Raw genomic sequence first — 3,762 nt, 5'->3', positions numbered from 1 at the left:
GCCGCCATTGCAGCAGGGGCGCGCCCCTGCTGCAATGGCATCACCAAACTGACCTGTCTCTATTTATCGTGTCTCATGTCAGGGGTGCAGTCCACAGACGCCGAGGTCGAACAACTCGACATAGGCCATGTTGGCGCTGTGGCTGCCGGCCACGTCATCCTGGTGGATGACCGCGTATCGCGTCTGGTTCGGCGGGGAAGACATCGTTCTCGTTCCTCGGCCATCGTGGCTCGCTGGATACCCGGCCGGCTTTCTCTAGATGAGTTCGAGGGCTGGCGCAAAGCAGGGAGGAAACCATGCAGTTCCATCAGGGCCGCCTGATCGACCATGTTCATCTGGTGGTGCGCGACCTGGAGGCGAGCAAGCGGTTCTACGCCGCGGTGCTGGCCTCGGTCGGCCGCTCCATCACCCATGAGGGGCCGGGCTTCTTCGCCTCGGACGAGCTGTTCGTCAGCCCGGGCGACGCCATCAGCCACGTCCATCTCGCCTTCCAGGCGGCGGACCGCGAGACCGTCCGCCGCTTCCACGCCGCCGCTCTGGCGGCGGGCGTACGCGACAATGGCGGGCCGGGCGAGCGGCAGTACCATCCCGGCTATTACGGCGCCTTCGCGCTCGACCCCGACGGCAACAACATCGAGGCCGTGCATCACGGTCCGGCAACGCGCTCGGCGGAGTCGGTCCTGATCACGGCCGGAGGCTGACACCGACGTGACCACCGACATCCGCCTGCGCCCGATCGCCGATTCCGAGCTGGCGGTCTTCGCCGCCACCGCCACCGACCCGGGCCACGTCGAAGCGGTGCGCCGCTATGTCGACGACCTGCTGGGCAAGGGCGCCATGCGCCGGGAGTGGTGTTTCCTGGCGGAGCGGAACGGGGCTCCCCTCGGCCGCATCGCTTTCTGGACCCTGCCGGGAGCGGCGTCGCCCAGCGACATCGTCCTGTTCGACCTGCCCTGGCGGATGCCGGACGCCGAGTCGGTCGGCGCTTCGATGCTGCGGCGGATGGCGGATCGGGCGCGGTCGCTCGGCGCCGGCGCGCTGGGCCATGTCCTCGACACGCCGCTCCAGGCGCCGCAATGGCAGGCCGAGCCGGACCGGCGCCGGTCGCTGCTGACCGGCAACGGCTTCGCGATCCGCCGCGAGACGGTGCGGTTCGAGCTCGATCCGGGCACGCCCGTGCCGCCGCCGGCCGACGGTCTGGTCTTCCGGTCGATGGCGGAGGTCGGCGAGGCGGCGTTCCGCACCGCGTCGGAGCGGGTGACGGCGGGCACGCTCGACCGCCGCATCGGCGACGACGACATCTTCGCCGATCTCCAGGGGATGCAGCACGATCCGGGCTGGTGGGAGCTGGCCTACGGGCCGGACGGGGCGCTGGTCGGGCTGGTGATGCCCGCGGCGGCGCCCAGCATGGCGACGATCGGCTATCTCGGCGTGGTGCCGGAACAGCGCGGCCGCGGCCATGTCCACGCCCTGCTGGCCCGCGGGACGGCGACGCTGGCCCGCATCGGCCGCTGGCCGGTCAAGGCCGATGCCGACACCCGCAACGCGCCGATGGTTAATGCCTTCCGCCGGGCCGGCTGGCGCGAATTCGCCATCCGCACCGAGTTCGAGCGGCCATTGGCCGGTTGACGCCGCCGCTCACTGCTGGGACAGGACCGGAGGTTCGGCCATCTCAACGACCTCACCCCCGTCATAAGGACACTGCTGATCGACACCGATGCCGGTCCGGGCCGTCGGGAGGCAGTCGTCCCCGAACCGGCCCGCCTCGACGGGCATGAAGCGCAGCTCGCACCGCGGGCTCACGACGACGTCCGGCAATCCGCTGACGTTGCAGACGGTGGCGCCGCCCAGCTTGACGCCGATCAGGTTCGCGCCGTCGAACTTCGCGCCGGTCAGGTTCGCGCCGCGGAAATCCGCGTTGGTCAAATCGCTGTTCTCGAAGGTCGCGTTGGCCAGGTCGGCGCGCACGAAGATTGCCCCCTGCAGACGGATTCTGTCGAACCGGGCCGATCGGAAGAAGCCGTCGGAGAAGTCGGCCCCGGAGAAATCGGATTTGCGGCCTTCGACCTGGATGGGGGCGGCGACGGACGCGAATGTGGCGCTCGAGAAGTTTGCCCTGGGGCCGCAGGCGGCATTGAATCTGGCGCCCACGCCCTTGGCGCTCAGGAAGGTGGCACGGCTGAGGGCGGCGTGTTCGAAATCCGCTCCGCCGAGCTGCGAATCGTCGAGCCGGGCCTCGTTCATCATCGCGCATCGGAAATCCGCCCCTTGCGCGTTGGCGGTGACGATCTGGGCGCGGCCCAGCTGCGTCCGCAGATGGGGCAGGCGGGGCAGGGCGGGGGAGGCGAGATTCTCGCCGGGCCCGAAATTCGCGTCCGTCATGGATGCGTTCGCGAAGCTCGCCCGCGTCAGGTTCGCCCCGCCGAAATCGGCCCCGTCCAGGCTCGCCTGATACAGGTTCGCCAGCGCCAGCTCGGATGCCGAGAAATCCGACCCCCGCAGATCGGATCGGATCAGCTGGGCATGGGCCATCGAGGCGCCGCGGAAATACCCGTGCGACAGGTCGAGCGGCACCTCCTGCGAATAGGGCTCGCATTTGCGCCGGGCGATGACGGAGAGCGCCGCATAGGTGTCCGCACCGGCCGGCACCTCATGCGAGGCTGCCTCCAGTGCCTGCCGGGCGGCGTCCCCCTCGGATCCCAGCCGTGCGAGGCGGGAGGATGTGACGGCCTGGGCGGCGATCGCCTGCAGCGCCGCCCGATAGAGCTGGTCCTGCGGCGAGCGGCGGGCATCGGCCGAGTCCGGATCGGCACCGCCTCCGCTCGATGACAGGGGGCGCTGATTGCCATCGGGGCACAGCGCCTCCGGCCGGTCGCCGCCCATCAGCTGCGCCAGGGCGTGGATGCCGCCCAACCGTATCGAGACGTTGCCGCTGGCCAGCGCCTGGGAGCCCTGGCTGAACCTCTCCTCGTCGCTCTTCTCGACACTCCTGCGCGCGGCCCCCGCCACCTGATGCAGGGTGTAGAGGATGGCGAGGAGCAGGATCGGAATGGTGAGCAGCTGCCCGATGTTGCGCCGGTATCGGTCGGCGTCCTCGACCCGCTCCCTGCGCGATTCGTATTTGTGCCGCGACGTCAGCAGCGCCGGGCCCCAGATCCAGGCGATCAGGGCCAGCAGGACGACGGCCGCGACCGCCGCGATGGCGATGTTCGGACGGCTGTGCAGATAGGCCTCGGCGCCGGCGAGCCAGTTCGTCATGAAACCCTCCGGGCCTGGAGCCGGTGGGGGGTGGCCGTCTGGTCGATATCGACGGAAGCAGCGGGCCGTGGTCGCCGGTGTCGGAGGCTCGGAGCGTCGATCATTGCTCTCTCGCCGCGAGGCGGGCAGGCGCAGCCCGACAAATCACAGCATCCAGGGCGTCGAAGAGGGCGCGGGCGAGGGAATACTCCCGAATCTCGAATGCAGTTCGCAGCAAGGCGTCCGCAAGATGGCGGTCTGTTGGTCATTTGTCTTTTGTGTCCGGAAATTAGAAACAAAAATTCAACTCAGTGAAAGTAAATTGCAATCGAACTGTTTCCATCAATTTAGCACGAAGGCCGTTGGTGAGGAATTGCCCTGCCGTGATGCCGGATTGCGGCAGACGGCCGCGGACCCGCCGGGTTAGCCCGCATTTCTCACACTCCCTATGCCCTGCGCCGGTTGAAAATGCCGACGGGGCAGGAGAGCGGCGCAGCGCGATGCTTCTGCATAGGGGAAGCCGGT

General features: G+C 68.7%; 5 protein-coding genes. 2 read left to right on the top strand and 3 right to left on the bottom strand.

The genetic code is table 11. From position 1 onward, the window contains the following. Positions 1–78 precede the first annotated feature (78 nt). Entirely contained in the window at positions 79–204 is a 126-nt protein-coding gene (locus tag ACFW16_RS35880) for a hypothetical protein (RefSeq protein ID WP_380313890.1), read from the bottom strand. A 92-nt stretch (positions 205–296) separates the two neighbouring features. Between ACFW16_RS35880 and ACFW16_RS35875 the strand changes: the two genes are divergently transcribed. Both ACFW16_RS35875 and ACFW16_RS35870 read left to right on the top strand, forming a co-directional pair. After that, on the top strand, positions 297–701 hold the full coding sequence (locus ACFW16_RS35875; protein WP_380313889.1) for a VOC family protein: 405 nt from the start codon (positions 297–299) through the stop codon (positions 699–701). Between the two features lie 7 nt (positions 702–708). Continuing rightward, positions 709–1,629, top strand: a complete 921-nt coding sequence (locus tag ACFW16_RS35870; RefSeq protein WP_380313888.1) for a hypothetical protein — start codon at positions 709–711, stop codon at positions 1,627–1,629. 9 nt (positions 1,630–1,638) lie between these two features. On the opposite strand, the gene ACFW16_RS35865 is transcribed toward ACFW16_RS35870, so the two are convergent. Both ACFW16_RS35865 and ACFW16_RS35860 read right to left on the bottom strand, forming a co-directional pair. Beyond that, positions 1,639–3,258 carry a pentapeptide repeat-containing protein gene (locus ACFW16_RS35865; RefSeq protein WP_380313887.1) on the bottom strand — a complete coding sequence of 540 codons (1,620 nt, stop codon included), beginning with the start codon at positions 3,256–3,258 and terminating at the stop codon, positions 1,639–1,641. 268 nt (positions 3,259–3,526) lie between these two features. Further along, positions 3,527–3,762: hypothetical protein (locus ACFW16_RS35860; protein ID WP_380313886.1), on the bottom strand; the 236-nt coding region annotated here is incomplete at its 5' end.

The organism is Inquilinus sp. NPDC058860, assembly GCF_042743185.1.
GTDB lineage: Bacteria > Pseudomonadota > Alphaproteobacteria > DSM-16000 > Inquilinaceae > Inquilinus.
This window is presented reverse-complemented; position numbering and strand designations above follow the sequence as displayed.